Genomic DNA, 21,322 nt, shown 5'->3' on the forward strand with positions numbered 1-21,322 from the left:
TAACTCTTCTCTATATCATTGGTAATTTCACCCTTTTATTTCGGATGCCCCACTTAATCTAGTAATTTTATTAACACATCAATATTCTTTCATAATCAATTTTCTTCACTATACATATTCGGAGGAATACAAAGTTTTATGGGGGTCAAAAAATATTTTTTATAAAAAATACATATTTATTTCAAAAATAAAAACCATTGATTTGAAAAAGGACTAATCAAATTGATGGTTTTCTTATCATATCTATTAAATTAAGTTAGGCTCTCATTATGTATAAAAAAATCTGCTGTTCTCCCTATTTCCTGCCGCTTTTCTCCATCGTTATCTTTCTTGATTATCATAATATGTCTTATCTGCATATTTTTGATCATTTCCTTTTAGATAAGCTAATATTACTTTTGGATTTTTAAGTAAAGCCCAGTCTCCATATGTATCAAATCTTCTGCATGAAGTTATCATGCCATTTTTAATGGTACCAAATTTCTTATTATTTCGTTTTCCCCATTCTTTTAAGCGTTTCGCGAAATCTGCATCCTCTGCCATAAGCATGTTTTCATTAAATCCGTTAATTGCCATAAAATCTTTTCTATAACACCAAAAAATCCCCACGGATATAGCTCCGTACTTAAAAAGTAAGGGAATTATAATTAGAATTGCAGAAAAGAATATTCCAAAAGACATTCTTTCGAACTTCCCATTCACCCCACCACCAATATATTTACCTGAAGATAAATATTTATCTACATTAGATAACAAAGACTCTGTCATTATCGTATCAGCATCTATAGTAACGATTATTTCTCCACTAGCTATTTCTGCCCCTGCATTTCGGATTTTAGATAAGTTTTTATCTTCATTTTTTAATGTAATACAATCATAAGATTTTGCTATTTCCTCTGTTTTATCTGTGCAACGATTTAAAACAACTATAACTTCCGTTTGCTCTTTATATGCCACTGATGCTTTTGCAATTGAATCCAAACATTTTCTAATGTACTTTTCTTCATTATGTGCAGGGATTATAATAGAAAACTTCACATCTTTTTGTAAATCGCTTCCTGAAGATTCGTTTATTTCAGTCATAATATTCCCCCTTATTTTAGATAAATATATGTTATACATAACATATATTAAAATTGATTAAGTTTTATTATAAAAAAGTACTTAAAACAATATAGACATATTATTTTAATTGTAATAGGGCTACTATTAAGCTAACAAAAATTGACGTTGCATAAGCTTAGCTTAATAGGGACGTGTTGGGGCCTCTATATAAAAAACCACAGTTTACACCCAAACTGTGGTTTTTTGACGTACAATGATTTATCAACTTCTGTTTTTAGTCTTAAAATCTGCAACAGAACCAGGATCCCTCCTGAAAGTATAAATTCCAAGGAGGGAATCCGTTTTTTTATTTACTTATATACGTACAGCTGTACCACTTACAGCAACCATTAACATTCCATCACGAACAACTTCGTAATCTACGTCAATACCAACGATAGCGTTCGCACCTTTTTGTTTTGCAAGTTCTTTCATTTCGTCCATTGCAATATCACGAGCTTCTTTTAGCTTACTTTCATAAGAACCAGCACGACCACCGACAACATCACGAACAGAAGCGAATAAATCGCGTACAATGTTGGCCCCCATAATAGCTTCACCATTTACAATATCAATATAGTCAATAATTTCTTTACCTTGAATTCCAGACGTTGTTGTTACAATCATGTTTGACACCCTCCTAATTTTTTATAATATTCAATTGCATGTGTCTCTCTATGACATATGTAATTAAAAAATAGCATTAAAATTGTTTAACATATGTATCGCTATAACATATGCAAGGGATCTATTAGAAATAAGATAAGCCGCAGTAAGCATCACCGTGCCAGGTAAATATATAGCAAGATCCGAAAGTTGATTTGAATGAAGACCTGCAAAAATTATAATCGAAACGATGGATGCAATAGCAGTACCAACATATTCCGAAAAACGATTTACTAATATATGACGAAATATAATTTCTTCAATTATTGGTCCTATAATCCCAAATAGAAGTACTGTGAATATAATAGGCACCTCTGGGCCCTTTGAAAGGACCTGTTCTTGGTTCTCTGGCTGACCTGTATTTAGAAAATGCATAATAGAATTTTCCACAATTACCATAAGTAAAACCACCATAGGAACGCTTACTATTTTCAAAATTGTTTTCTCTTTAAAATAAGTAAAACTTTCAATAATTTCTTTCCTAAAGAAAATGATTCCTACAATAGCAGGTACAGTCAAACCGATGGCACTAAGAGCAAATTCTGATTCAACTAAGTTGCTGTTAGTTAAAAGGGATATGCCAAATAATATGAACAAGCCAATTTGAAGTAGTGCAAACAGTATATAAACTATTAGCATAATAAGTTCTTTTGTATTCGTTTTTATAAAGCTCACTTTATTACCTCCATAATGAAATTACTTAGAATCTTTGATTTTTCTTTCTGCATAACGTTCTCCTTCTAAATATACTTATATAAATCCCAAACCGGACGGTTCGGTCCGAAAACTAATGATACTATAAGTTTCTAGTTTTTTAAACCCCCTTTATAAATTATTTACAAAATCAAAACGGTACAAAGCAATAAATTTATATTTCAGCTTCTGATTTACAATCAAATTCCAGTACTCATTCATTATTAACAATTAATCTTTTATAGTATGAAGTGATACGGCTTTTAACCGCAAGATCTCCTAATTAAACGAAGTGAAAATGAGAGTAGTTCAAACATTTTAGCTAAACATATTAATTAAAATTATATATAATACTCATATGTCGATACGGTAAAATTAGTTGCATGATATGACTGAATTAACCAACTGGTCATATTGTTTTTGACAGAAAATTCATTCGAATAGTATGGATAATACAGTTTGAGGTTTCCATCAGATAGGAATTGATAAGATATTTTTTGTTCCAAACTTATTTATACTCACAAAAAATCAAGAAAATAGAGGGTAAACATTACCTGGAATATTAAGCTCGTTTTTATTAGGAGGACTATAAAGCATGACTAAAGTTGATAAGGTAAAAGAAAAAATTATTGAAACATCTTTATATTTATTTAATACTAATGGGATAACTCGCACATCCATTCAGGATATAATGACAGCCACTGAACTACCGAAAGGATCTATTTATCGTAGATTCAAAAATAAAGAAGAAATTGTTCTTGCTGCCTACGACAAAAGTGGTGAGATTATGTGGAGTCATTTTCATAAAGCAATGGAAAATAAAAAGACAGCAATCGATAAAATCCTTGCAATTTTCCTTGTATATCAAGATGCAGCTAATAACCCCCCTATCGCCGGAGGCTGTCCATTGCTTAATAGCGCAATTGAAAGTACTGGAGTATTTCCAGAATTACAAAAAGCAGCAGCAAAAGGCTATGATGATACAGTAATGTTAATGGCTTCTCTCATAAAAGAAGGAATAGAGAAACAAGAACTTAAAGAAGATATAGACATTATATCGCTCGCTTCTTTCCTTGCCTCTTCAATGGAGGGCGCTATTATGGCAAGTCGTGTATCTAACGATAATATACACCATCATTATTTTATTGAACAAATAAAACATCATCTTTTCTCTTATTCTAAATAAGTGAGAACTTGCATTGCTTTCATTCAATTTTTATAGACTTAAATTGAATAAACCCCTCACATAAAGAATGCTTTCTATTTATGTGAGGGGTGAATAGTTTTTAGCAAAGGTAGCTTTTTAGACGTTGTATATTATGCATACAACCAATCTATTTTTTTACATACCTCTCCTCACTATCTTGACGTGGATTTTAGGTTCTTATTTGTTACTGGATTAACCAAAAACTTTATAAAATCTCACATGTTCTTAGCTTGATAGCGATGCGCCGCTTCCCTATTTAAAAGAATGTAAAAAAGGCCAACAATTCAAGATTGTTAGCCTCCATATTCCATAATCCTGCATTTTAAAATACTACAAACGACTGGATTCTTCAACTTACACTATATTCTCCTTTAATTACAAAAAACGAACCCCGAATTGTTCCAGCTAATTTAGACTTCTGCCTAGCAAACTTAAATTTCTCTGCCAATTCTGTTGGTACCTCCATTCCATCAGAAAGCTTAAATCCAACAGCCCTCTTCTTCGGGTTATCCAATGTATACATGACGTTAATCACAAGACCATCTTCATAAAAGACGTATGCAAACTTAATATTTTCCACTTGAAAATACGATGTTTCTAAAGGTTTCGCCGCAAATTCAATATCACGTTCTTCCTTCAAAATGCGGTTCACATAATCAAGAGTCTTCTGGCTTGCACTAGCTGGTACAACTATAAATTCATGCTTGTATTTATTCATAAAGTAACGGGCTTCATGAGCACGTAAACCAGCTAGCGCTTCTACTATAGGTGAAGACTCTAAACCAACTGTAGTTACATTTTTAAAATCAACGATACAGGACAATTTCATCTCTCCTTTTAACTATTTACTTCCTAACAACCGGAATCCACATTTCACCAAACACTAAACCGTTTCTTTTCCCCATCTCAACCGTCGTATTTGGTCCACCAACATAAGCAAAATCTGTTGCTTCTCGTAAAGCCTGACCGAAGGCGATACCAGTAAGCTTATTACTTAGCTCTTCAGCTGTTTTGTCTTCCCCTTTTACTACTAAGTATTCTCCCTTAGGAAACTGAATCACTCTAGATTCTTCTTCTATTTGTGCTTCTGTCATGACGCCCGCATAATACATCATCTTGTTATTCACCGCTTCGCTCACAGAAAAAATGTAATCATTTGTAGCTAGAGCTTTTAAAGTATCCAACCTTCCATCTTCTTTAACAGCCGACCAAAAGTCTTCCTTTTCTTTTTTTATTCCAACAAAATCTGTATATTCACTCTTAATTTCAGTTCCAATACCTAACACAATAAAGCTATCTTTTTCTTCAATCGTATAATTTTTCATATTCAAAACCTTCCTTCTTTTAAAATGAATCAAATGATTTATCTTTTCATCTGATGAGTTTATAATAACTTTAAATCATGTCAAAAAATGATACTGTTTAGGAGAACCAAATGAAAAAAGTTGAACGGATTAATACAATTATGCGGTATATCAACAATCGCTCCCACTTTACAATTTCAGAAATCATACGAGAATTTAACATCTCTCGATCGACAGCTATTAGGGACATTAGAGAAATAGAAGCTATGGGCATGCCACTTGTTGCTGAAGTTGGGAGGACTGGGGGATATTTTGTTATGCATAACTCTATCCTGCCCGTTGTTCGCTTTACTGATAACGAAGTGAAAGCTCTTTTTATTGCCTTTATGGCTACAAGAAATCAACAACTTCCCTATTTAAAAAGTCGTCAATCTTTAGCCGAAAAACTGTTAGGACTCATCTCAGAAACCCAGCAAGATGATATCGTTCTTTTAAATCAACTCTTGCTGTTTGAAGGGACTAACCCATATAACCCTGATCTACTTGAGCTTTCTGACCTCCCTCACCCTATGTTAGAAAAACTCATCCAAATCCTTCTTTTGGATAGACATTTATTGATTTCCATTAAAGAAGAGAAAGAAATCAAGTCTTATTCCATTTATCTATTACACCTGTATCAAGAAAAAAGTCAATGGATCATTGAAGGTTTTGACTTAAAAGAAGAAAAGAAGAGAATGTTTCCTGTCGATCATCTCATCCATATCGAACCATACACGACGAAAAAAAAGCTAAATAAGAAAAAGATTTTAGAAAAACTAAGTAAGAAGGATGAAGTGATTAACCTTATACTTGAACTTGGTCCAAAAGCAATTGCCCAATTCAAAAAATACCACCCTTTCAAAATTTCAATATCTTATACAAATCCTTACCAATCCACAGCCATTTTAAAAACATTTATCAATGTTAACAATTCGGATGAAGTAACGGAAATAGTAAATTGGCTACTTTTCCTAGGGAAAGATATTACAATTAGGGAAATGCCTGAAGAAATACTAGAGAATTTACAAAAGCAATTGTGCTTTTACACTCCATAAGCAGTGAGCCATTGTCACTGGGTAGATATCCTTTTTTAATATCATTTTATTTACTACAGCGAGAGCACAACAAATAATAAAAGCACGGAAAATCTTTCCGTGCTTTTTCAAAGATATATATTATTTCGGACGATTTATTTCACTTACCCTAACTGACGTTTAAATGCTTTACTAGCGAAAAAGTAAGAGATGATCATGATCCCTACGCACCAAGCGAGCGCAATCCAAATATCGCTTCCAACAGATCCTTCATATAAAAGAGCACGAATCGCATTCACGATTGAAGTTACAGGCTGGTTTTCAGCAAATGCACGAACAATTTTCGGCATCGTTTCGGTAGGTACGAAGGCCGAACTAATAAATGGAAGAAAAACGAGTGGGTACGAATATGCTGTCGCCCCTTCCATAGACTTCGCTTTCAGCCCTGGAATGATAGCCAACCATGTTAGCGCTAACGTAAACATCCCTAGTATCCCAGCTACTCCAAGCCAATCTAGAATATTCGCACTGGAACGGAAACCCATTAAGAGCGCAACAAGAATAACAACTAAGATAGTAAGTACATTCGCAACAAGAGAGGTTAAAACGTGAGCCCACAATATCGATGAGCGCTTAATAGGCATCGTAATGAAACGTGCCATAAGCCCACTCTTTACATCCGTAAATAATCGTACAGAAGTGTAAGCGACACCAGATGCGATAGCCATTAGCAAAATTCCTGGCAATAAATAATTGACGTAGTTATCTGTTCCTGTTTGTATAGCCCCACCAAATACGTATACAAACAATAGCATCATCATAATCGGTGTAATCGCTACCGTAATAATTGTATCTGGACTACGCATAATATTGCGCATTAAGCGCCCAAGTAATACCCCTGTTTTGCTTTTCATTTACATCTCCTCCTTTTTGCCAATGATCGCAAGGAATATTTCTTCCAATGTAGGCTGCTTCTCGATATACTCCACTTTTGCTGGCGGGAACATCTCTTTCAGTTCAGTAAGAGTACCTGTCGTAATAATTTTTCCACCATGTAAAATAGCGATACGGTCAGCTAATTGTTCTGCTTCCTCTAAATACTGGGTTGTTAGTAAGATAGTTGTTCCTCCACCAGCAAGCTCTTTAACTGTATCCCACACTTCAATGCGCGCTTCAGGATCAAGCCCAGTCGTTGGTTCGTCAAGAAAAATAACTGCTGGCGCCCCGATCAAACTCATCGCGATATCAAGCCGGCGCTTCATCCCGCCTGAATACTGATCTGCCCTTTGATTGGCCGCATCTGTCAGGCTAAATCTATCAAGCAAATCGTCAGCAACTTGAGCAGGATTGGAAACACCACGTAACTTGGCAATCATGATTAAGTTTTCCCTCCCGGTAAGCATGCCGTCTAAAGCTGCAAATTGTCCTGTCAAACTGATACTTTGACGAACATGATCTGGTTGCGCTTAATATCAAATCCGCAAATACTTCCTTCACCGCTATCTTGTTTCAGTAGCGTCGAAAGGATGTTAACCGTTGTCGTCTTTCCCGCTCCATTTGAGCCTAGCAGCGCGAAAATTTCTCCACGCTGCACCTCAAAATCCACTCCCTTTAAGACTTCTTTATCTCTAAAAGCTTTTTTTAACCCTTTTACAGAAATCGCTGCATTACTCATACTTTTTCCCCCTTATAAAATTAAATTACCTGCACCCTCTATTTAGTACCACTGATAATCTGTATTACTTAGTAGTGGTTTAAAAATATAACTGAATAGCGATGGCGTTAATTCACATTTATGACCAGCTAATCAGTCGGTATTACTTGTTGCATTTATTTTTTTCTCAATTTCTTCATAATACTTTCATTCAAATCTTCACGATACTTAGAAACATACGTTTTAGCGTTTGCCACTAGTTCGTCAGCAAAAGATGCCACATCTTCCCCAGTAATATCTAACACTTGTCTGCCTTCCGCTGCACCAGCTTCAAACAAATCGATTAATTCGTACTGAATGTGCAGCATATCCATCCCGTTTCCGGTCGAAAAATTCCACATGTAGTTTTGAATTTTCTTAAACACAAACTGATAGTCCTCTGGCAGTGCTGCAACACGTGCCATCATCATTCTATACTCTTTTTTATCACCAATTAATTTTTTGAATATTTCCAACATCTTATTTTCCTCCTTTTTTTATAAAGCAGAACCAGAAACTCTCCAAATATGAGCCGAAACATTTTATATTATGAGGCTAGTTTGACTTCAAGACGTTAATTTTTGACGATACAAAATCCCATTTTTTCCAAAACAATTCAAGTTCCTGACGTCCAGCTTCATTTAATGAATAAAACTTACGAGGCGGTCCCATATCTGATGGTTTCTTTTCAATATTCACAAGCTTTTTCTTCTCTAATCGTACGAGGATAGTATAGACTGTTCCTTCCACGACTTCTGTAAACCCAAGATCATTCAGGTGGCGAGTAATCTCATAACCATACGTTTCACGGCGACTAATGATTTCCAGCACACACCCTTCCAGTGAACCTTTCAACATTTCAGTTAAATTTTCCATGTTCTGATCCTCCTTTACCCCCTATTCTGTCTGACTTATATTCAGTATTACAGAGTACTAAGGCGAATTTTTACTGAATAGCTTTTGAGTAAAACTACACTATTCAGTATTACTTATTATAACTACACTGTATGACTAAGTAGCGGTACATGTCAACTGATTTTCAAATTTCTTCTAAAATCCGCTATTACCTATTATTTAGTGAAAAGTTTTTTAAGAAACAACACTACTCAGTATCACCTATTACAACTACATTGTATGACTGAGTAGTTGTAAATGTCAACTCGATTTTTATATTTTTCTAAAATCAACTACTACCCACCCCGCTAAGAAAAGAAAATACCCCAAAACAATAATTCTATATTATTGTTTTGGGGCGCTATAAGCTAGCTCTTCTTCTGAATAAGACCAATCATCCTCTTGTTACGATAACATCATATCCATATCTTCTGCTGCAGTTGTAATTAATTTCAAACCGAATGTTTCTTGTAATACATCGAGCACGCCAGCTGAAATAAATTCAGGTGCCTTTGGACCGATGCGAATATCTTGAATTCCAAGACTAAATAGCCCAAGCAAAATAGCAACCGCTTTTTGTTCAAACCAAGATAAGACAATGCTTACTGGCAATTCATTCACTTCGCATTGGAAAGCATCAGCTAAAGCAGCCGCTATTTTCACTGTAGAAATGGAATTATTACATTGTCCTAAGTCGATGTAGCGCGGAATCTCGGTACCAGGTACAACGCCGTAATCCACATCATTGAAGCGGAACTTTCCGCAAGAAGTCGTTAAAATCACTGTTTCAGGCGGAAGTGACGTTGCTAATTCACGATAATATTCCCCGCCTTTTCCTGGTGCATCACAACCTGCGATGACAAAGAAACGCTTAATCTTTCCTTCTTTTACTGCCTCAATAATTTCTGGAGCTAATGATAAGACTGTATTATGATGAAACCCTGTTACTAACTGTTCATCCGACTCCATATGTACTTCTGGAAGTTCTAGCGCTTTTTGAATCAATGGTGCAAAGTTATCATTTTCAATTTTTTGTACACCCTCTAAGCCGGCAATATCATATGAAAAGAATCGATCAGAGTATGATCCTTTAATTGGCATAACACAGTTCGTTGTCGCTAATATGGTACCTGTAAATTTTTCAAAAAGGCGTCTTTGATCATACCATGCCTTACCGATGTTTCCTTTTAAATGTTTATATTTTTTCAGCTGCGGATACCCGTGTGCTGGTAACATTTCCGAATGCGTATAAATATTAATTTCTTTTCCTTCTGTTTGTTTTAATAATTCTTCTAACGCAAATAAATTATGGCCTGTAACTACAATAGCTTTACCTTCTACACGGTTTTGTGTAATTTGAACAGGCTCTGGAACACCAAAATGATTCGTATGTGCCTCATCTAGCAACTCCATTACCCGTAAAGCTGATTTCCCAACTTTCATAGCCATATCAACATGTTCTTGTTCATTAAAGTTAGAATTGGTTAATGTCATATACAATGCTTCTTGCGTCGTAGCATCTACAAAAGCATCCGTATACCCTAGCTGAGCAGCATGTGTGCGATAAGCTGCAATTCCTTTTAACCCAAACACAATCGTATCTTGTAAACTCGCAATCGTTTCATTCTTGCCACAAACACCCATTACTTTACATCCGCCTGTTGGGGTTTGCTCACATTGATAACAAAACATATCATCCCACCCTCTCCCAATCATTCATTACACCCTAAGCATAATATCCATTGAAAAAAAGTGATGTGATATCAATCACAATAATATATAAAGATTTGTGGCAGTTCATATTGTTGACATAATATTTTTACTATATCCTGGCATTCATACTTGCACATGATTTATTTGCATCATATATCGGTACACTTTTAAGGAATACAAATATCATATTCACCTAACATTTCACAAAATTTTCCTTACTGATGGTACAATTAAAGTTATGGAGGGATAATATGATGGTATATATGATGTTTTATTACGGAATACTGTTTCTTATACTTGGTATTGCAGTATTTCTGTTTATTATGGCTGGGGCACGAAAAATTAGGAATAAAAATCTTTCATTCGTATTGATCGGTTTAGGGATAAATATACTTGCAAGTCCAGTGGCACTTTTTATAGGGGGGATGGCAACAGATTCTCCATATAGTACTGCACTTGATTTTTGGAAAGGATTTTTCTTTATTCAAGGAATACCTCTTTTCTTACTACTTATAGCTTTCGTTTGGTGGTTTATTTGCCCGCCAAAAGTAACAGTTCAAACGAGTATTGAAAAAGAACTTGAACAAGATAGTAAAAGCACTAAGAAAAAAAGGAAAAGAATCCGTCCAATTACTGCCTTACGTATTGTAATTTCGATTATTTTAGTAGTAGGCTGTTTGTCTTACATTTTGTATTTACAGGACATTACACTAGAAAAAAGTCATTCTCCAAATAATAAAAATACGATTAAAGTAGTGAAAATAGATTCAGACTCTTCTCATGGTTCCTCTCCTGTCAGAATTAAATACGGCTTATGGGAACATTTTGACATAAGTATTGCAAATGAGGGAGAACGCCTCGATTCCTCAAACGTTTTCGTAGATTGGAAAAACGATTATGAAGCAACGATAACACTACGAGGCAAAGAATCCGTACCTGAAGTTGTGGAATTTAATGTATCAAATAAATCTAATGGTCCTGTTTTTAAGAAGGTACAAAAAGTGGTCAGTTCCTTTACCTTTCAAAAAAGTGAATCTCCAAATCTCATAAATATTATCGAGCTTAGAGAAACAATAAAATCAAAAGGACCAAGTCCCAGCTCAACTGTAAGAATCTATTATGGGAAAAGAGGTAGCATTTTAGAAAAATATAAAGAGGTCACTCTTAAGGAAATGTATACGACAGACAACTTCAATATCAATTGGAGAAACGATGAACAAGTGCAGGTAGAAGTAATAGAGGAAAATGTAGTAACATCTAGCATCGTGATTGATTTATCAAAATGAATCTATTTTTCACATATTATAACTGCGTTCTATCCGGCACACGAGAGATACATAGTATTTATAAATGAATAGATTTACAGACATGATGAACCGTCCTTTTCTTTACAATACATTTACATTATCTTAACATTGTTTACATTATTTATATGATATATTTATATAGAATCTACTTAATAAATTTCATGTACATTGTTATCTTTATAATCTCTGATTTAATTGATAAGAGATTATGTTATATTTTTTATACCAGGGGTGAATGAGGATGACTGAAACTTTAAAAACACTTATTATGCTTGATGCTACTTACGTTGTTATCGCAATTATGACGGTACTGGTATTTGTATACTTGGAATTAAAATCTCAGTAACGTATGCGGACTTCGCATTTAAATATAGTTAGAAGAAAGCGAGGAGAAAATTGTTTCTCCTCGCTTTTTTTATTTCAACAAATCCAATGTATGTAAAAGTAATCCTCTATCCCCTACTTCTCCATGACCAGGCACTACTAAATTTATATTTCCATATTGCTTCAGCACATTTTCAATCGATGTGGACCATTCATTTACATAAGCATCAGCAACATTTCCTAAATCTTTCGAGGACGCAGACTTAACTAAACAGCCTCCAGCTAAAATTTGATATTGTGGCAACCAAACAACAATATTATCTTCTGTATGTCCCTTCCCTGGATAAAATGTTTCTACTTTCATATTTCCAAACTTCAAATTTGTAACGCTTTGTAAGTCTCCAAGTGGTTCTTCATATCCATTTTTCTTTGCTAATTCCGCAGTTAACGCTGTACTATGCGCTTTAATGCCTCTTTCTTTCAATGTTTTCATTCCACCAATTCGATCAGCGTGTGCATGTGTAATAATGACATCTGTTACGCGCTTCTTAAATTTCTTTTCTACCATCTCTATTAATTCCTTCGTTAACTTATCATCCCAAGAAGAATCGACAAGTACTAACCCTTTAGAAGTAATAAGGACTAAACCGTTCGAAGGAACTGCTTCTCCGCTAAAATAACCTAACTCCGTATGACCCCATACATTTTTGTTTAACTGAGAAATCGAAATAGTTCCTGTCTCATTTTTTATTACTTTATGCTCTACCGTTCGTTCTGCTTGTACAGAAGAAATTGTACTAACAAATGGAGTTATTCCTAGTAAACTAACACATACCCCTAATTTTAATAATGTATTTTTCATTTTCTCCACCCTTTCTTTCAAACGAAATAGTTATTACCTATAATAGACAATTCATCTTCAGTGTTTGTTCCATCTTTTCTTACATATTTTTTTCATACCATTAATAAAAAGCGCACAAAATTTTGTACGCTTTTTAACTTCCCTTTTACCATTCACGTTTTTTATTAATCATCATTTTTTCTTCAAATGCCTTCTCCAAATCAATTTCTAACTTGTTTGCTAAATCACATATATTCCAAATGACATCAAACATTTCTAAACCGATTTCTCTTTTTGCATCTTGTATTTTATCGCGCTTTAATATAACTTCCGCTAATTCCCCTAATTCCGCCATTGTATACATTGTACGCTCTTCAATTGTTGTATCTTGAAATCCTTTTTCTTCACTGAAATTTGATACATATCTCTGGAATTCCACAATATTCATACTTAATCCCCCTTCATGATACATACTCCATTTTCTATTACACTTATATTTTGTTAAATTATAACATTCATACTATAATTGATTTATAGCCCTTTAACGGAGGTGTTCTCAATGACTCTCTTCGCTTCCCCATCATTATTCATACTAGCAATCATTTCATTTGCACTAGCTTATTTCATCGGAGTAAAACAATACACTTGGCTCTTATCAGGATTCAATGAACGCCGTGTACCAGAAAAAGATAAGTTATCAAAAATAGTTGGTCTTTATAATTTAACTGCTGGTGTTATTGCCACAATTGGTAGCGTCTTCCTTACTCCTAATGTAAAAATCTTATTTCCTATCATTATAATTGGACACTTTATAATCGCTGCTTATGTAAATACACGCATGGTGCAGTGAAAAAAGATCACCCACACGGATGATCTTTTTATAATTTATCAACATATTGCTTCGCTTCTAGTAAAGAAAAACCAAAAGCTTCTCTTACTCTCTTAACTGCTGTAACTGTTTTTCCTTCTTCCATAAGCTGCCGCAACTCTTTATTAATTTCCGGTTCTCTATCTACAATTCCCATTTCTTTCGTAATTAGCTGTAACCTATCTTCCATTCGCTTTAAACGCGCATCCGTTTTCTTTTCAATTTTATTTAACTTTTCGACGATATAAATAAACCCAAAGATCGCTATCGGTATGATCATCCAAAATTCCATGACTATTCCTCCTCACTAGCTTTCATTTGTTTTATTTCACTAACTTATGTAAATTTTACCACGAAACACATTTAATGTATAATAGTAATATACAACACTGTTGATAAACCTTTTATTTCAGGGGGACACTTTATGAAAAGATTTTTTAAGACGTTACTACAATTTGTAGTTCTTTCAATTGCACTACATTTATTATTTGATATCGTTGGCTGGCTTGTTTTCAAGGCACCAATTCAAAACAAACAAATCATTATTTCATTAATTACAGCCTCATGGCTTATGTACATGTACCGCGATAAATTTTTTAAAACATTCACTTCGAATTAACTAAAAAAACTTCATCGATAAAAGATGAAGTTTTTTCTTTTTCTCTCATTCTCTATATTACATTTTTCGCAACAATTTTTATATGTTCTGGTGCGATAATCTCCGTTATACTTTCTTGGAAATCTTCCTGCAACATTTCTTCAATATGTTCTAGCTGCACTTCAACATGTGTGCATTCTAAATTATGTATATTTAAAAGTGCATAATGATCTTTTTTCTTTATTACTAAATATTGATTTTCTTCTGTTACAAGTACAGAACCTAATCGTACTCCTAGTAGGCGTTGATCATCAAACTTCACAGCCATCCCCCTTACTTTATATGTAATAAAATAACATTTTATGTAATCTACTCTTTATAAACTATATCATAATTTATTAAAATATAAATATCATATTTCTTTTTACTAAAAACCCCCTATTCTTTTATATATTTCGATACAAAAAACTTTCTCAACACGAAATTAGAATTTTCAGTTTTTATTCTTATGAAAATCAATTATAATAAAGTCAATAAATGTTTGACCTCTCCTAATTCATGTACATATGGATGATCAGTAGTCGCTGCTACTGATCTATTTTTTTGATTTCAGAAAGTAAATACGCCGCATCCTTTCCTACACCACAAATAAGTGCAGAACCTCTTTGAGACTGCCATGGCAAGCCGATATAATATAATCCTCTTACTGGACTTATTCCTTTTACATGATTAGGCAATCCATTCTCATCCACTGCCTTTTCTATTTCAATCCAGTTATAGTTCTGAATAAAGCCTGTTGACCATATAATGCTTTCTGCACTATATGTTTCACCGTTCTGAAACATAATGTTATTTTCTGATGCACTTACTACTTTTTCTTGTAGTTGTATTGATCCATTACGAATGAGTTCCTTACCTTCAAATCCAAAAATGGGATCCTTTCTCTTTTGAAACCATTTCCCCCTCTTTGTATTTACTTCGGCGTACAATAAACCCAATTTTTCTAACCAACTGAAAATACTTTTTCTAAAAAGATGTAACGGTAAATACGTTAAAGGATGACTAATAGACAGTGTAACTTCATGAGTTTTTGCCAGTTCTACTGCAATTTGCATTCCTGAATTCCCGCCACCTACTACGAGTACTTTCTCCTTAGGAATTTGTGATGGTGATTTATATTGTGATGAATGTATTTGAAAAACATGTGATGATAGATTTGCTGAAACTGAGGGAATAAACGGTTGCTGAAAACCACCTGTTGCGATAATAACTTTTTTCGTTTGTAAAATTTCTGTAGGGGTATGTAATTCGAATATATCTCTTTCTTTCTTTATTTTAAAAACTTTAGTTTGTAATTGGATCGGTAATTGAAAATGTCTTGCATATTCTTCTAAATACGTTGCAATTTCATCTTTATATGGAAATTCATTTTTTTCATCTATTAACGCCATACCTGGTAAACTACTGTAAGGCCGCGGAGTAAAAAGCTGTAAAGAATCATATCGATTTCTCCATGAATCACCAACTCGGTTTCCTGCCTCAAGTAATAAAAAATTATACCCTTCTTGTTTCAAGTAATATCCCATTGTTAATCCAGCTTGACCCGCTCCAATAATAATTAGGTCTTTCATTCTAATCCCTCCTCTTCTCAAATATATGAATACTTGTTCATATATTCATACGTTTCCATAATCATAACATTTTATTTTTATATAATTCAATATGTACTCAAAATAAAAAAGAGCAGTTTACCATAAAGTAAGCTCCCCTTCATTCTATCTTCCCAGTCTTTATCGCCTGTGCCCAATCATGCCTTTCATGTTGAGTAGCTAACCGAGCAGCTTCTTCCCAATTATACGGAACTGAAATTTGTTCAATTATCCATTCTCCCAAAACCTCTTCTATCACTACATATTTTGCATGCGGAGTTCCTGATTCCATTTTATGCATAACAGGTAACTCATCTTTGTATGCTGGAAGTCCTACACTCCCCGGATTTATAACGATTTTTTCGTTTGCTAAATACACAACTCTAGGAATGTGCGTATGACCGCATACTATTATTTTTTGCTCAATATTTTGAAGTTGATCCATTATATTTTTTTCATTCTTTAATATCGCACCATTTTCATTCATCTCTTCTAACAAATACACTTCATCTGAAATTGGCGTACCATGACAACATAACATATCTTCTATAATAAATTGTGACGGATGTTGTTGTAACCAATCTATATGATTTTTTGTTAATTGATTTTGGACAAAAGTTAGTGTAGCCGACTGCTCTTGTATAGGTTCCCAAAGCATGCGATCACAGTTTCCCTTAATATGTACCATCTCGTTCTTCATTAATATTTCAATGGTTCCTAAAGGATCTAATGGCCCATACACGCTATCCCCTAAATTTATTATCATTTCGGCCTTACGACGTGCAATATCTTTTAATACTGCTTGTAAAGCGTGACTATTTCCGTGAACATCTGAAATGATTGCTATTTCCATCTAAATCCCCACTTTACTATATTATTTATAAACATCTGCCGCCAATTCTCTCAAAACTTCCACGTTTACTACTTCAAAACAACCATCATTCTTCTTTATTATCTCTTTATCACAAAAAACATTTAATGTGCGCAACAAATGCCGATAGCTCGTTCCTAACAATTCCGCTGTTTCCGTTAAATTCCCACTAAATACGATTCTATTTCCGTGCTGTACTGCCCGTTCTCCTGCTGCTAACATGTAACTCGCAAGTCTATTTTCAAGAGGATATAGTAAATTAATTGTACTATTTTTTGAAAGCCGATTTAACTTATGCGCTAACGATCCGCAAATACATCGTAAAAATTTCGCATCATGAAATAGTTGATTTCTCACTTTCCCTAAAGGCAAACCAACACAATATGAATCTGCCATCACTTGTACGTTTGAAGTTGTCTTTTGAGAATGAATTAACTCTACATCTCCTAACAGCTGCAAGCTATCATAAAAGCATAATAATACAGATTTCCCGTTACTTAATGTATTAAACGCTTTCGCTTTTCCTTCAACGAAGAAAAATAAATAATCTATCTCTTCATTTTCTCTACAAATAAACTCATTCTTCTTAAAAAATATAAGTTCCATATATGGTTTCATATCATTACTAAAAAATGAGTCAATATTATTTTGTTTCATATACTCTGCTAATTTAATAGAATTACATATTTTCTTCATAGTTCCCCCGCCTTTACAACTACTCCCCATTGTAATCAAAATTTTCTCCTTCCACTATGACATATGTCATAGTAATACACAATTTCAGCATGATACAGTCATTACAAATATGAAATACAAAGGGGATATTACATTGTATAACTTTCTTTCTGTCTTTATTGGTGTGCTCATCGCCGTTATGCTTCCATTGAATGGGATTTTATCTGAGTTAATTGGCAAGTATACAGCAAGTGTTGTCATTCACTTTGTCGGTTTAATTGCAGTTATTTTCGTTTTAATCATAAACAAACATAAAATCCATTTTGATAAAAGTATTTCACTTTTTTTATATAGCGCTGGAGCGATTGGAGTATTCACTGTTCTTTTTAACAATATAAGCTTCTCCGTCCTTGGTGCCTCTATTACGATCGCATTAAGTTTACTCGGTCAATCCATTGCTTCCATCGTTATTGATCATTTCGGTTTATTAGGAATGAAAGTTGCAAAGTTTGAAAAGAAAAAACTAATTGGATTATGTTTCATCTCTTCTGGAATTATAATCATGACAATTTATTAATGGGGGCAAGAAAATGTTATATGTTACGATCGCTATTTTAGCTGGTGTTTCTATCGTCGTTGCTAGAATTATTAACGCAAATTTAGCAGCGAAAATTGGAAATTGGGAAGGCACGTTTTTTAATTATATTACTGGCTTATTTTTCTCTATGTTATTTTTAATTTTCAGTTCAGATTCAATGTATATTCCAATGCATACGTTACAATCCATACCTATCGCTGTATATTTAGGCGGATTAGTAGGCGTTATCGTTATTTCATTATCGAACTATATCACTCCTAAAATATCAGCATTTTATTTAACGTTACTCATCTTTATCGGACAGTTATTTGCAGGGACTATCATTGATTTCTTCCTGACAAATGAACTCTCAACTGGAAAGATTATCGGCGGTGTTTTCGTATTAATTGGGCTTACTTACAATTTACTCGTTGATCGCCCTCTTAAAACTGTTAAGAATAGCCACGTTCAACTATAATACTTTACGCTTACCTATCATATATTAATAGAAAAGCTCTTTATACGAAGTAATAGAGAGGAGAATATTCTATTAAGAAAATTATTTTACTGCTTTGTAGCACATTGATTATTTGTGGGATCATATGGTTTATAAACTCTGGAAAATCTATTCAAGATCTCTATACAGCAAATAAGCCCAAGAAAAAAGCTACTATTATTTCCACTCAAAGGGATCCAAATGAGCCCCCTGTCTTTTTAGGAAAACAGGAAATAAAAGATATACATGTCGAATCCATTAAAACAAAAAAGGATCTCTTCCTCACAAAAACAGATGAATTAAAAACGTTTATTAATAGTATGGATACCGCAAAAAAAGGAAAATTAATATTAGATGAAGAAGGATCAGATTTAATAGATTGTGATATGTGGATTACTTTCGAAGATGGAACTTATAAAAAATATTTCATTTGGGTAGTTGATCATCACAATAACGAAGTGATGATTGCTCAGCAAGATACTCCTGATGATGTAAACCTAACGTACTATCAACTAAATGAAGATAGTTCCAAAAAAGTTTATAACTTATTAAAAAAAATTATTTAAACGAAAAAGTCATGAGCACGTGAGCTCATGACTTTTTGCACTATACATATTCAGGAAACACTTTACAACCCTTTTCCTGTTCTATATCATGTCCAAAGAAAATAATTGGTTTCTCTTTTGTCACAACTTCTTTTAAACGTTTAATTGAAGATAAAGCTAATTCCGAATCAAATCCCGCAAACGGCACTTCATCTTCAAAATTCTCTTTCGTATAAGATGCATCAATCGTTAATAGTACAGGACCGTTTTTTTCCGTCTCAATTAATAATGACTGATGTCCTGGAGAATGTCCTGGTGTATACAATAACCGAACACCAGGTACCACTTCATAATCACCTTCAATAATTTTGCAGTTTAAATTTGGCAGATATGCTATTGTTTTTCCACTGTAATATTTCCGTTATGTGTATTTAATTTAATTACATTTTCTCCTTTTCCAATAACGGTATTTCCATTATATTTATCAAGGATATTCGCTCTACCATTATCAACAGCAACATTAAATTGAACATTAGTTGGTTCTTTTTCAGTTTCAATATTAATTTTTCCATTGTGAGTCGTAAAATTGAGATTTCGATCCAGTTCATTCGTTTTCAGAGTAAGACTTCCATTTTTAGTTTGCCCCTCTATTTCACCTTCAACATGGTCTAGCATTATTCGTCCGTTGTTCGATTTCACATGAATATTTTGTGCCAATACATCTTTGAAATCCATAATTCCATTGTTTGTTTCCGCGATAATTTTTGGCGAATTGATTTCTCTTAATTCAACACGTCCATTGCTTGTATTGATATTAAAATTTGTTGCGTTTAGTTTTTTAGCAGAAACATAGCCATTATTATTGGAAACTTTTAATAATTCATATTGTTTTTCAGGTAGATACACATTTAATGTTAATGGCGCCAACACTTCAGAAATATTAAAGTTGAACCAACTCTGTTGTTTTTCTTTATAAGAAATAAGAAGCGTTGAATCTTTCTCATCCGTAGCTAATGTTCTTTTTACGTTTGGATTAACCTCACCATCTAATTTTACTTTCACGTTACTACCTGTTGTAGGGTTGATGTTAACACGAACATTATTCGTATCGATAATGACGCTTGACACATTATTATTAATGACCTTTTCTTCTGAAATTGGTACCCCAGCAATTGAACGATAAGTGAATAAACTTCCGATAATACCAATAATGAAAATAATACCTGCAATGATTGAGAAACTCTTCTTATTTATCATGCTTCAAACCACCTTTTACTAGTGCTATATTGAACTTTAAATAACGAACAAATCCTTTCGTTGCTAACTTCGTTAAAAATAACATAGCAATAACAATGAAATATCCAAGTCCACAAAGTGCTAAAGAAACGAAAAGATTAAATAACAAGAATGTATTTGGATGTATAATCGTATCAACTAAAACAAGTAATGGTGCACCTAAAAATGAGATACCTAGAACCCAACCTGAAAAAATCAATGCCGCTAATGTAATTGCAGGTGCAAGTACGATTAACAAATTGAAAAAACCTAATCCAATTACTGCCCAAATTGCACGAAAAACATTTCCTGTTGTTGCACTTGTTGTTACTTTCTCAATATGATAATCTGCTAATAACTCTTTGGCGATTTGAGCTGGAGAACCTAATGAAGCTACAATTTCTTCTTCCCTTTTCCCTTCCTCTAATCCGAAAGTAAAATGTTCTTCATAATCTTTTAAAATATCTGCACGCTCTTTTTCAGATAATCTTTTTAGAGATGCATTTAATTGTTGTAAAAATTCATTTTTCGTCATTACTTACACCTTCTTTTATTAATTGATTGACACCTTGTGAGAACTCATTCCATTCCCTCAAAAGTTGGTACAAATACGTTCTACCTTTATCCGTCAGCGTATAATACTTCCTTGAAGGACCTTCTGAAGACTCCTGTAAATACGTTGTAAAATATTCTTCTTTAGTTAATCTACGCAGTAGAGGATAAACAGACCCTTCTGATATTTCAATTCGATTGGAAATACTTCGAACTAATTCATACCCATAACGGTCTTGCTTATCAAGTAAGACAAGAACACAAAGTTCTAAAACTCCTTTTTTAAATTGTACATTCAATATTCATTCACCCTATTCTAATTGATGTTCACTACTATTTATTATTCAGTACTGTTTTATAATAAGTAACCACAAGTATAATATAACACTTGGTATTG

The 21,322-nt window shown here is 33.6% G+C and carries 27 protein-coding genes and 2 pseudogenes; 8 read left to right on the top strand and 21 right to left on the bottom strand.

Features of this window, described 5'->3' with window-relative positions; all coding sequences use genetic code 11:
* Positions 1–321 precede the first annotated feature (321 nt).
* The 3 genes from ACTT1L_RS03750 to ACTT1L_RS03760 form a co-directional block, all read right to left on the bottom strand.
* On the bottom strand, positions 322–1,083 hold the full coding sequence (locus tag ACTT1L_RS03750; RefSeq protein WP_000136100.1) for a glycosyltransferase: 762 nt from the start codon (positions 1,081–1,083) through the stop codon (positions 322–324).
* 336 nt (positions 1,084–1,419) lie between these two features.
* Entirely contained in the window at positions 1,420–1,731 is a 312-nt protein-coding gene (locus tag ACTT1L_RS03755; protein ID WP_000637502.1) for a YbjQ family protein, read from the bottom strand.
* Positions 1,732–1,794: 63 nt separating this feature from the next.
* Positions 1,795–2,445 carry a CPBP family glutamic-type intramembrane protease gene (locus ACTT1L_RS03760; RefSeq protein ID WP_073541270.1) on the bottom strand — a complete coding sequence of 217 codons (651 nt, stop codon included), beginning with the start codon at positions 2,443–2,445 and terminating at the stop codon, positions 1,795–1,797.
* Between the two features lie 613 nt (positions 2,446–3,058).
* Here ACTT1L_RS03760 and ACTT1L_RS03765 point away from each other — a divergent pair.
* The gene (locus ACTT1L_RS03765) at positions 3,059–3,649 is read left to right on the top strand and encodes a TetR/AcrR family transcriptional regulator (RefSeq protein WP_147806896.1); all 591 of its coding nucleotides are present in this window, start codon (positions 3,059–3,061) and stop codon (positions 3,647–3,649) included.
* A gap of 370 nt (positions 3,650–4,019) precedes the next feature.
* On the opposite strand, the gene ACTT1L_RS03770 is transcribed toward ACTT1L_RS03765, so the two are convergent.
* Both ACTT1L_RS03770 and ACTT1L_RS03775 read right to left on the bottom strand, forming a co-directional pair.
* Complete coding sequence (locus ACTT1L_RS03770) at positions 4,020–4,499, bottom strand: hypothetical protein (protein ID WP_025991629.1); 480 nt, start codon at positions 4,497–4,499, stop codon at positions 4,020–4,022.
* Positions 4,500–4,515: 16 nt separating this feature from the next.
* The gene (locus ACTT1L_RS03775) at positions 4,516–4,995 is read right to left on the bottom strand and encodes a GyrI-like domain-containing protein (protein WP_000801047.1); all 480 of its coding nucleotides are present in this window, start codon (positions 4,993–4,995) and stop codon (positions 4,516–4,518) included.
* Between the two features lie 110 nt (positions 4,996–5,105).
* Here ACTT1L_RS03775 and ACTT1L_RS03780 point away from each other — a divergent pair, with 110 nt between their 5' ends.
* The gene (locus ACTT1L_RS03780; protein WP_000755048.1) at positions 5,106–6,068 is read left to right on the top strand and encodes a helix-turn-helix transcriptional regulator; all 963 of its coding nucleotides are present in this window, start codon (positions 5,106–5,108) and stop codon (positions 6,066–6,068) included.
* A 143-nt stretch (positions 6,069–6,211) separates the two neighbouring features.
* On the opposite strand, the gene ACTT1L_RS03785 is transcribed toward ACTT1L_RS03780, so the two are convergent.
* From ACTT1L_RS03785 to hcp, 5 genes and pseudogenes are all read right to left on the bottom strand, one after another.
* On the bottom strand, positions 6,212–6,961 hold the full coding sequence (locus ACTT1L_RS03785; protein ID WP_000837823.1) for an ABC transporter permease: 750 nt from the start codon (positions 6,959–6,961) through the stop codon (positions 6,212–6,214).
* Positions 6,962–7,722 (bottom strand): annotated as a pseudogene (locus ACTT1L_RS03790) (ABC transporter ATP-binding protein).
* A gap of 155 nt (positions 7,723–7,877) precedes the next feature.
* The gene (locus ACTT1L_RS03795; RefSeq protein ID WP_000889650.1) at positions 7,878–8,219 is read right to left on the bottom strand and encodes a DUF1048 domain-containing protein; all 342 of its coding nucleotides are present in this window, start codon (positions 8,217–8,219) and stop codon (positions 7,878–7,880) included.
* 76 nt (positions 8,220–8,295) lie between these two features.
* Positions 8,296–8,616: a PadR family transcriptional regulator gene (locus ACTT1L_RS03800; RefSeq protein WP_000429483.1), complete on the bottom strand. Its 321-nt coding sequence runs from the start codon at positions 8,614–8,616 to the stop codon at positions 8,296–8,298.
* 423 nt (positions 8,617–9,039) lie between these two features.
* A complete protein-coding gene (gene hcp / locus ACTT1L_RS03805) occupies positions 9,040–10,326 on the bottom strand; it encodes a hydroxylamine reductase (RefSeq protein WP_061131057.1) in 1,287 nt (428 codons plus the stop codon).
* 275 nt (positions 10,327–10,601) lie between these two features.
* On the opposite strand from hcp, the gene ACTT1L_RS03810 reads away from it, so the two are divergent.
* A complete protein-coding gene (locus ACTT1L_RS03810) occupies positions 10,602–11,633 on the top strand; it encodes a hypothetical protein (RefSeq protein ID WP_442821961.1) in 1,032 nt (343 codons plus the stop codon).
* 436 nt (positions 11,634–12,069) lie between these two features.
* On the opposite strand, the gene bla2 is transcribed toward ACTT1L_RS03810, so the two are convergent.
* The gene (gene bla2, locus ACTT1L_RS03815; protein WP_442821802.1) at positions 12,070–12,840 is read right to left on the bottom strand and encodes a BcII family subclass B1 metallo-beta-lactamase; all 771 of its coding nucleotides are present in this window, start codon (positions 12,838–12,840) and stop codon (positions 12,070–12,072) included.
* A 145-nt stretch (positions 12,841–12,985) separates the two neighbouring features.
* Positions 12,986–13,267 (bottom strand): MazG nucleotide pyrophosphohydrolase domain-containing protein, encoded by a 282-nt coding sequence (locus ACTT1L_RS03820; RefSeq protein WP_001028126.1) that lies wholly within the window; start codon positions 13,265–13,267, stop codon positions 12,986–12,988.
* A gap of 111 nt (positions 13,268–13,378) precedes the next feature.
* Between ACTT1L_RS03820 and ACTT1L_RS03825 the strand changes: the two genes are divergently transcribed.
* Entirely contained in the window at positions 13,379–13,669 is a 291-nt protein-coding gene (locus ACTT1L_RS03825) for a DUF3784 domain-containing protein (protein ID WP_000171761.1), read from the top strand.
* A 28-nt stretch (positions 13,670–13,697) separates the two neighbouring features.
* Here the strand turns inward: ACTT1L_RS03825 and ACTT1L_RS03830 are convergent, their stop codons facing one another.
* Positions 13,698–13,979 (bottom strand): hypothetical protein, encoded by a 282-nt coding sequence (locus ACTT1L_RS03830; RefSeq protein WP_000397700.1) that lies wholly within the window; start codon positions 13,977–13,979, stop codon positions 13,698–13,700.
* A gap of 132 nt (positions 13,980–14,111) precedes the next feature.
* Between ACTT1L_RS03830 and ACTT1L_RS03835 the strand changes: the two genes are divergently transcribed.
* Positions 14,112–14,306 (top strand): hypothetical protein, encoded by a 195-nt coding sequence (locus tag ACTT1L_RS03835; protein ID WP_000819249.1) that lies wholly within the window; start codon positions 14,112–14,114, stop codon positions 14,304–14,306.
* A gap of 52 nt (positions 14,307–14,358) precedes the next feature.
* Here ACTT1L_RS03835 and ACTT1L_RS03840 read toward each other — a convergent pair whose 3' ends face one another.
* From ACTT1L_RS03840 to yeiL, 4 genes are all read right to left on the bottom strand, one after another.
* Positions 14,359–14,607 carry a hypothetical protein gene (locus ACTT1L_RS03840; RefSeq protein WP_000666946.1) on the bottom strand — a complete coding sequence of 83 codons (249 nt, stop codon included), beginning with the start codon at positions 14,605–14,607 and terminating at the stop codon, positions 14,359–14,361.
* A 265-nt stretch (positions 14,608–14,872) separates the two neighbouring features.
* Positions 14,873–15,916 carry a flavin-containing monooxygenase gene (locus tag ACTT1L_RS03845; protein ID WP_071741737.1) on the bottom strand — a complete coding sequence of 348 codons (1,044 nt, stop codon included), beginning with the start codon at positions 15,914–15,916 and terminating at the stop codon, positions 14,873–14,875.
* Between the two features lie 139 nt (positions 15,917–16,055).
* On the bottom strand, positions 16,056–16,787 hold the full coding sequence (locus ACTT1L_RS03850; protein ID WP_442821803.1) for a metallophosphoesterase family protein: 732 nt from the start codon (positions 16,785–16,787) through the stop codon (positions 16,056–16,058).
* A gap of 21 nt (positions 16,788–16,808) precedes the next feature.
* The gene (gene yeiL, locus ACTT1L_RS03855) at positions 16,809–17,501 is read right to left on the bottom strand and encodes a transcriptional regulator YeiL (RefSeq protein ID WP_033702248.1); all 693 of its coding nucleotides are present in this window, start codon (positions 17,499–17,501) and stop codon (positions 16,809–16,811) included.
* A gap of 109 nt (positions 17,502–17,610) precedes the next feature.
* Between yeiL and ACTT1L_RS03860 the strand changes: the two genes are divergently transcribed.
* The 3 genes from ACTT1L_RS03860 to ACTT1L_RS03870 all read left to right on the top strand — a co-directional run bounded on the left by ACTT1L_RS03860 (position 17,611) and on the right by ACTT1L_RS03870 (position 19,119).
* Entirely contained in the window at positions 17,611–18,057 is a 447-nt protein-coding gene (locus tag ACTT1L_RS03860) for a DMT family transporter (protein WP_061130361.1), read from the top strand.
* Between the two features lie 13 nt (positions 18,058–18,070).
* Positions 18,071–18,535 carry a DMT family transporter gene (locus ACTT1L_RS03865; RefSeq protein ID WP_073541280.1) on the top strand — a complete coding sequence of 155 codons (465 nt, stop codon included), beginning with the start codon at positions 18,071–18,073 and terminating at the stop codon, positions 18,533–18,535.
* Positions 18,536–18,624: 89 nt separating this feature from the next.
* Complete coding sequence (locus ACTT1L_RS03870) at positions 18,625–19,119, top strand: hypothetical protein (protein ID WP_071741739.1); 495 nt, start codon at positions 18,625–18,627, stop codon at positions 19,117–19,119.
* Positions 19,120–19,159: 40 nt separating this feature from the next.
* Here ACTT1L_RS03870 and ACTT1L_RS03875 read toward each other — a convergent pair.
* The 4 genes and pseudogenes from ACTT1L_RS03875 to ACTT1L_RS03890 all read right to left on the bottom strand — a co-directional run.
* Positions 19,160–19,486: pseudogene (locus ACTT1L_RS03875) on the bottom strand (MBL fold metallo-hydrolase); the annotation flags it as partial.
* A gap of 5 nt (positions 19,487–19,491) precedes the next feature.
* Positions 19,492–20,355 (bottom strand): DUF4097 family beta strand repeat-containing protein, encoded by an 864-nt coding sequence (locus ACTT1L_RS03880; protein WP_000608745.1) that lies wholly within the window; start codon positions 20,353–20,355, stop codon positions 19,492–19,494.
* Positions 20,345–20,908, bottom strand: a complete 564-nt coding sequence (locus tag ACTT1L_RS03885) for an HAAS signaling domain-containing protein (RefSeq protein ID WP_000164531.1) — start codon at positions 20,906–20,908, stop codon at positions 20,345–20,347. Before ACTT1L_RS03885 ends, ACTT1L_RS03880 begins: the two co-directional genes overlap by 11 nt.
* Positions 20,895–21,224, bottom strand: coding sequence for a PadR family transcriptional regulator (locus ACTT1L_RS03890; RefSeq protein ID WP_001102641.1), 330 nt, complete (start codon positions 21,222–21,224; stop codon positions 20,895–20,897). Before ACTT1L_RS03890 ends, ACTT1L_RS03885 begins: the two co-directional genes overlap by 14 nt.
* Positions 21,225–21,322: the final 98 nt, after the last annotated feature.

The sequence above is a fragment of the Bacillus sp. FH genome (genome assembly GCF_052216825.1).
Lineage (GTDB): Bacteria > Bacillota > Bacilli > Bacillales > Bacillaceae_G > Bacillus_A > Bacillus_A paranthracis.